General features: G+C 58.7%; 5 protein-coding genes and 1 tRNA gene. 3 read left to right on the forward strand and 3 right to left on the reverse strand.

Annotated features, from left to right (window positions below):
* The first annotated feature begins 123 nt into the window (after nt 1-123).
* Nucleotides 124-2,850, forward strand: coding sequence for a pyruvate, phosphate dikinase (gene ppdK / locus ASF69_RS07705; RefSeq protein WP_062586718.1), 2,727 nt, complete (start codon nt 124-126; stop codon nt 2,848-2,850).
* A 27-nt stretch (nt 2,851-2,877) separates the two neighbouring features.
* On the opposite strand, the gene ASF69_RS07710 is transcribed toward ppdK, so the two are convergent.
* Entirely contained in the window at nt 2,878-3,147 is a 270-nt protein-coding gene (locus tag ASF69_RS07710) for a hypothetical protein (RefSeq protein ID WP_062586719.1), read from the reverse strand.
* A gap of 313 nt (nt 3,148-3,460) precedes the next feature.
* Between ASF69_RS07710 and ASF69_RS07715 the strand changes: the two genes are divergently transcribed.
* On the forward strand, nt 3,461-4,381 hold the full coding sequence (locus ASF69_RS07715) for a DUF1499 domain-containing protein (RefSeq protein WP_062586720.1): 921 nt from the start codon (nt 3,461-3,463) through the stop codon (nt 4,379-4,381).
* A gap of 74 nt (nt 4,382-4,455) precedes the next feature.
* On the opposite strand, the gene ASF69_RS07720 is transcribed toward ASF69_RS07715, so the two are convergent.
* Nucleotides 4,456-5,364, reverse strand: coding sequence for an MBL fold metallo-hydrolase (locus ASF69_RS07720; RefSeq protein ID WP_062586721.1), 909 nt, complete (start codon nt 5,362-5,364; stop codon nt 4,456-4,458).
* A gap of 17 nt (nt 5,365-5,381) precedes the next feature.
* A complete protein-coding gene (locus ASF69_RS07725; protein WP_062586722.1) occupies nt 5,382-5,678 on the reverse strand; it encodes a cupin domain-containing protein in 297 nt (98 codons plus the stop codon).
* 168 nt (nt 5,679-5,846) lie between these two features.
* On the opposite strand from ASF69_RS07725, the gene ASF69_RS07730 reads away from it, so the two are divergent.
* Nucleotides 5,847-5,921 (forward strand) — tRNA-Gln (locus ASF69_RS07730).
* Nucleotides 5,922-6,682: the final 761 nt, after the last annotated feature.

Consider the following 6,682-nt stretch of genomic DNA (forward strand, 5'->3'; position numbering starts at 1 on the left):
TCGACACAGACGCCGCATTTATGCTGCACTGCGGTGCCACCCTGCACAAACTGGCGTTCCCAACATTATCACAATGCTGTAAAGGGTTGAAAAACAAGAACGCTTCTGGGTGGAGAGCGTAGAATGAAAAAATGGGTCTATACCTTTGGCGATGGTGCCGCCGAAGGCCGTGCGAGCGACGTTGCCATATTGGGAGGCAAGGGTGCAAACCTTGCCGAAATGGCAAGCCTTGGCCTGCCCGTTCCCCCTGGCCTGACCATCATCAGCGAGGCCTGTGCGCGCTATCACCAGGGTGGTCGCTGCCTTCCGGAGGATTTGAAGCTTCAGGTTGCCAATGGCATCTGCGCGATGGAAGCCATAACCGGGCGTAAATTCGGCTCTGGCAGCCAACCCCTGCTTCTGTCGATCCGTTCCGGTGCTCGCGCCTCCATGCCGGGCATGATGGATACTGTCCTCAACCTTGGCCTCAATGACCAGACCGTGCAGGCGCTGGCCAGCGATTCGGGCGATGCCCGCTTTGCCTGGGATAGCTACAGGCGCTTCATCCAGATGTATGCCGATGTGGTCATGGGTCTCGATCATGAAATCTTTGAGGAAATACTCGAAGACGAGAAGGGCCGCCTCGGCCACGAATACGATACCGAACTTTCCGCCAGCGAATGGCAGCACATCGTTTCGCTCTACAAGGGCCTGATCGATGAGGAGCTTGGCGAACCTTTCCCGCAGGACACGCAGGTACAGTTATGGGGCGCCATCGGCGCCGTTTTCGCCAGCTGGATGAACGCCCGCGCCGTCACCTACCGCCAGCTCCACAATATTCCCGGAGACTGGGGGACGGCTGTCAACGTGCAGGCCATGGTGTTCGGCAATCTCGGATCATCCTCGGCAACCGGCGTCGCCTTCACCCGCAATCCATCCACAGGCGAGAAGGAGCTTTACGGCGAATTTCTCGTCAATGCGCAGGGCGAAGATGTGGTCGCGGGCATTCGCACGCCGCAGTCCATCACCGAAGATGCGCGTATCTGCTCGGGCTCCGACAAGCCCTCCATGGAAAAACTGATGCCGGAAGCCTTCGCGGAATTCCTCGGCATCTGCCAGCGGCTGGAAAGCCATTACCGCGACATGCAGGACATGGAATTCACCATCGAGCGCGGCAAGTTGTGGATGTTGCAGACCCGTTCGGGCAAGCGCACCACCAAGGCTGCGATGAAGATTGCCGTTGATATGGTGGAGGAGGGGCTGATTAGCACCGATGACGCCATCTGTCGTATCGATCCTTCCTCGCTCGACCAGCTGCTGCATCCCACCATCGATCCGTCTGTCGAGCGCCCGATCATTGGCTCCGGATTGCCTGCTTCTCCGGGTGCGGCAACGGGTGAGATCGTTTTCACGTCAGACGAGGCAGTCGCTGCCAAGGCCGAGGGACGTCGCGTCATTCTCGTCCGCATGGAAACGAGCCCGGAAGACATCCACGGAATGCACGCGGCCGAAGGCATTCTGACGACGCGTGGCGGCATGACCAGCCATGCAGCCGTCGTGGCCCGCGGCATGGGCATTCCCTGCGTTTCCGGCGCCGGTTCCATGCGCGTGGACTTGAGAAGCGGCGTGCTCGTCGGCATTGGCTGCATGTTGAGAAAAGGCGATATCATCACCATCGACGGCTCGTCCGGCCGGGTGCTGAAGGGCGAAATTCCCATGACCCAGCCGGAACTCTCCGGCGATTTCGCCAAGCTGATGCAATGGGCCGATGGCACGCGGCGCATGACGGTGCGCACCAACGCCGATACGCCAGCCGATGCGCGCGCAGCCCGTGCCTTTGGCGCGGAAGGCATCGGCCTTTGCCGCACCGAACACATGTTCTTCGAGGGCGACCGCATTCATGTGATGCGCGAAATGATCCTTGCCGAGCACGAGCAGGGCAGGCGGGCGGCACTCGATCAACTGCTGCCCATGCAGCGACAGGACTTTACCGAGCTGTTTTCCATCATGCACGGACTGCCGGTGACCATCCGTCTGCTGGATCCGCCCCTGCACGAATTCCTGCCGAAGACGGATGGAGAAATCGTCGAGGTTGCGGCGGCCATGGGCATGTCGCAGAGCCTGTTCCGGCAGCGGCTGGATGCGCTGCACGAGTTCAACCCGATGCTTGGTCACCGCGGGTGCCGTCTTGCCATCTCATATCCCGAGATTGCGGAAATGCAGGCACGGGCGATTTTCGAAGCGGCGGTAGAGGCTGCCCGCCAGACCGGTGCGCCTGTCGTGCCTGAGATCATGGTGCCGCTTGTCGGCCTGCGTTCAGAGCTCGATTATGTTCGCGCCGTGATCGATCGCGTCGCTGCAGCCGTCGCTTCAGAGACGGGCATGAGCCTCGAATATCTGACCGGAACCATGATAGAACTTCCGCGCGCCGCTCTGCGTGCCCATGTCATTGCCGAAGCCGCCGAGTTCTTTTCCTTCGGCACCAACGACCTGACGCAGACGACATTCGGCATTTCGCGCGACGATGCCGCACGCTTCATCGAAACATACCAGCGCAAGGGCATCATAGAGCGTGACCCCTTCGTTTCGCTGGATTTCGACGGTGTGGGGGAGTTGATCCGAATCGCTGCAGATCGTGGCCGCCAGACGCGACCTGAGTTGAAACTCGGCATTTGCGGAGAGCACGGCGGCGACCCGGCCTCCATTCATTTCTGCGAGGATGCAGGGCTCGATTATGTTTCGTGCTCGCCATTCCGCGTTCCGATTGCCAGATTGTCGGCGGCGCAGGCGACGCTTGCCATGGCCCGGCAAGCCACAAGCGATGTCGCTTCCAAGGTGGTGCCACTCAGGGCCTTGCCGGCGAAGATGTAAGGATCCGCCTGCGGACCGGGTAAGAGCCTACCGGTTCTGCACGATGATGCGGCGTTCAACCACCACGGGCCGGTAGAACATGTCGCGGCTGGATTGTGCCTGCCAGGCGCGGGCGTCGGCTCTGCGGTCGAGTTCCAGATCCAGAAGGCACCCGGCCATCTGGTCGGTGCCGGTGCGGAAGCCATAGCCACGGCATGTCGCCTCGTCGCGGGCGCGTCGCTCTTCAGGGGTCAGCGTCTGGCACGCGGTAAGCGCAAGCGTTGTTGCAAGAAGACCGAGAACGACGGAAACACGCATGATGATAACTCCCTGATGGCAGCGCTGGGCGGCTGCTTGTGCGCCTCCTAGATACGACTGTTTCTGCGCCGGGAAAAGTCCGATGCGCGCCAAAGGTTGCGCAACGGAGACAAGGCCCCGAAATGTCCTGTCTGTTCAGCAGATCAGTACACCCCGCGATTCCCTTTGACAGGAAAACCCTTTAAGACAGGTCAGAAATGGCGATTCCATGCGCGATACATGTCGGCGTGGAGAGCGCTTGCAGGAAACTCCAGCATATCGTGCAGACCTTTTGATCTTCTGCGGAACGATATGCGCATCCAGGTGCCGCTCTATGACTGTGCGTTTTGTCAGGCCCGTATCCTATGCGGCATATCTTTCCCGCTCTCTCGGCTTTTCGGCACTTGGACTGTTTCTAATTGCGGCGCCGCTCCACCGCTTCGGTCCGTTGACCACGCCCGATTTCGTCTCGCTGACCCTTCTCTCCGCCGCCATTGCAGGGGTTGCGCTGCTGCTCGCCATCATCGGCCTGCAACGGCTCTGGTCTGCGGGTGCCAAGGGCGGCATCTGGTCGTTCTCTGCGCTGTTGCTGGTATCAGTGCCGCTGGGGGTCGTGGGCGTTGCCGCAGGCCTCTACTGGCAAAAACCGGCCATATACGAAGTCTCGACGGATGTCGCCGAAGCCCCAGACTGGCTGTCTATCCCCACCGCCAACCAGCAGTGGCTGCCGCGTCCAGCCATGATCACAAAAGCCGACCGCGATCTTCAGGTGGCAGCCTATCCGTCCCTGACCGGCCATCGTTATGAAGGTGCCATCGACCGCGTTTACACCGCAGCCCGCAAGGTAGCAAAAGCCGAGGGCATCCGCATTCTCCATACCGACGGCCTCATCGGTTCACTACCGGATGTCCAGCAGGGCGTGCCCGCGCAGGACCAGACCGAGGCAGCTGCCGATGCGCCGATGGACGAGCTGCCTGCCAATGTTCCGGTGCCGCTTGCAAGACCTGCAGAAGCCCCGGCGCCGACATTCTTCAATGGCAGCGGCACCGTAACGCTGCAGGGCGAAATGCGCACATTGATCTGGGGTCTGCGGTTCGACGTTCTTATCCGTTTACGCGAAGATACGGAAACCACCCTGGTCGATGTCCGCGTTGCATCCCGCTTTGGCCCGCATGATCTGGGCATGGGCGCAGATATTGCGAGATCCTATCTCAATGCCCTCGACGCTGAAATGCAGGGCCTCAACGAGAATTGAGAGGAAGGTGGCGCAAGCCCGGTCCCCGCGTCCTCACCCTTTGCCTTTGAATTTGCTGATTGGCCGATGGCGCATCAGGCCGGAGAGTAGATGCCTGTCAGCGCAGGCGGTCCGTCTGTCTGGACTTCGCCTTTCTCAATCAGGTCTTCCAGATGCGCGAGCACGGAAAGCGCTGCTGCCCCGTGCAGGCGTGGATCGGTGTTTCGGTAAATGACCTTCACCATATCGGCTACGCTTCTGTCACCCGCCTTGATCCGCGCCAGAATAGCGGTTTCGCGCATACGCCGGTGGGCGCGAAGGCCGCGCATGAAGGCGCTCGGCTCTGTCACGGGGCCACCATGGCCGGGAAGAAACAGCCGGTCCTGACGCATCAGAAGCTTGTCGAGGGAGCGCATATAGTCGCTCATCGCGCCATCAGGCGGGGCGACGATTGTTGTTGCCCATGCCATGACATGATCTGCGGAAAAGACGATTCCTGTGCCATCAAGGGCGAAGGCAGCGTGGTTTGCGGTGTGGCCCGGCGTGTGAAGCGCCGTCAGCGTCCAGCCGTCGCCGGTAATGCTTTCTCCATCGGCCAGGGCAATATCGGGCACGAAGTCGGTGTCCGAGCTTTCCGCGAAGGGGTTCTTTTCACCTTCATGCAAGGGGCGGGCGGCGCGATGGGCCCCTTCGGCAACGATAACGGCCCCGGTTACCTGCTTTAGCCGTGCAGCAAGCGGTGAATGGTCGCGATGTGTGTGGCTGACGAAGATGTGGGTGAGTTCACGGCCTTCAAGCGCAGCCATCAGGGCATTAAAATGCGCTTCGTCTTCTGGACCTGGATCAATGACCGCAACCGATTTTTCGCCAACGATATAGCTGTTGGTGCCGTGAAATGTGAAAGCCGACGGGTTGTTGACGGTCATGCGTTGCACGCCCTCGGCCACCGGAACCGCAATGCCATAGGCCGGGTCGAACTCGCGATTGAAATCCGGGTCTGCCATCGGTTTCGTCTCTATGCCTATTTGTATTCAATCTCGATGAAGGACATCGCTTCACTGCCAGCGTTGACGACATTATGCGAGACGCCCGCTTCACGCCGGTAAGCCATTCCGCGCGCGACATCCACCTGCCGGCTGCCGTTGTCGTCCTCGATCTGAAAATGACAATCGGTCATCGGCACGACGACATAGCCAAGGCCATGCGTGTGGTGCCCCGTACCCGCTCCGGGCTCAAAATCCCAGCGAATGATACGCACGACGTCGTCATCGAGTAGCGTGGTGGGGATGGCGGGAGGACGGGCACTATATTTGCTCATAAATGCTTTCACCAAAAGACCTTTGGGCCGGATAGGCTCTGAGGTAACACGAAGCTTTTAACAACACACAAGAAATATCGTCGTGTCATCAACTTAATGATTGCCGCTGCCCTCCTGCTTTGCTAATCAGGCGCCGTTCAGGCAACAGCGCTCAGCGCTCAGCCTTGGTGGGGCGTCGCCAAGCGGTAAGGCACCGGTTTTTGGTACCGGCATTCCCAGGTTCGAATCCTGGCGCCCCAGCCACACGTTCTTTATTGTTTTTTCAATGACTTATGAGTATTACAAATTTCGAAACCGGAACAGTTTTTCGGCGCATAAAACCGTCACGCGCGCCGCTTGGCAATCTCAAATTATCGTTACAACTTGCCGGTCAGGATGAGATTCGGTGCGAGGACGGGATTCGAATGTATAGACGAGCGAAAATAAACGACGCGCGATCTGCGTCGTTAGAATCAGAGATCGATAAAGAGGCCAGAAAAGCGATCCTGTTTTCCCTTGTCGCAACTGTGCTTAGCTTGATGGAAAAAGGGAGCACTACGATTCCGTCGTCGGCGTAACGATCGACGTTAAAGACCAATACATTCTCAACGGGACATTTTGTGCGCTGGCACTGTTTTATGGCTTCGCAGTTTTTTCAACCGGCATGCAATTGTATGCTGCGGGTAGGCGAAACGAACCTATCGGCATGTATAGGAGGATATTGTGTTGGGCGAGAAACAGATCGCTGAGAGCCCGCTATCGGCCCGCATCTGGAAAACTGGTTGCCAGAGCAGTTGCCTTTATCATGGGTCTGATTAACGCCACCATGGGCCTCCTGCTCATATTTATTTACGGAATCGGAATTTCACTTACGATGGGCGACTTCTTCAAAACCGCGAATTTACTTTGGCTCAAAGCGACAGATACTTATGTCTAGCGGGGCTCTCTTAATTGAAACGCTGTCTCGTCGCTTGCTCATGCCCAGTCTGCACTTTCAAACTGGCGTAGCGATTACAACGAGCAAC

The sequence above is a fragment of the Rhizobium sp. Leaf311 genome (genome assembly GCF_001423445.1).
Classification (GTDB): Bacteria; Pseudomonadota; Alphaproteobacteria; order Rhizobiales; family Rhizobiaceae; genus Agrobacterium.

Excerpts from the sequence above, each read along its gene's own strand:
- ASF69_RS07715 (WP_062586720.1), top strand. The coding sequence starts at position 3,461 with ATGACTGTGCGTTTTGTCAGGCCCGTATCCTATGCGGCATATCTTTCC.
- ASF69_RS07710 (WP_062586719.1), bottom strand. The coding sequence starts at position 3,147 with ATGCGTGTTTCCGTCGTTCTCGGTCTTCTTGCAACAACGCTTGCGCTT.
- ASF69_RS07720 (WP_062586721.1), bottom strand. The coding sequence starts at position 5,364 with ATGGCAGACCCGGATTTCAATCGCGAGTTCGACCCGGCCTATGGCATT.
- ppdK (WP_062586718.1), top strand. The coding sequence starts at position 124 with ATGAAAAAATGGGTCTATACCTTTGGCGATGGTGCCGCCGAAGGCCGT.
- ASF69_RS07725 (WP_062586722.1), bottom strand. The coding sequence starts at position 5,678 with ATGAGCAAATATAGTGCCCGTCCTCCCGCCATCCCCACCACGCTACTC.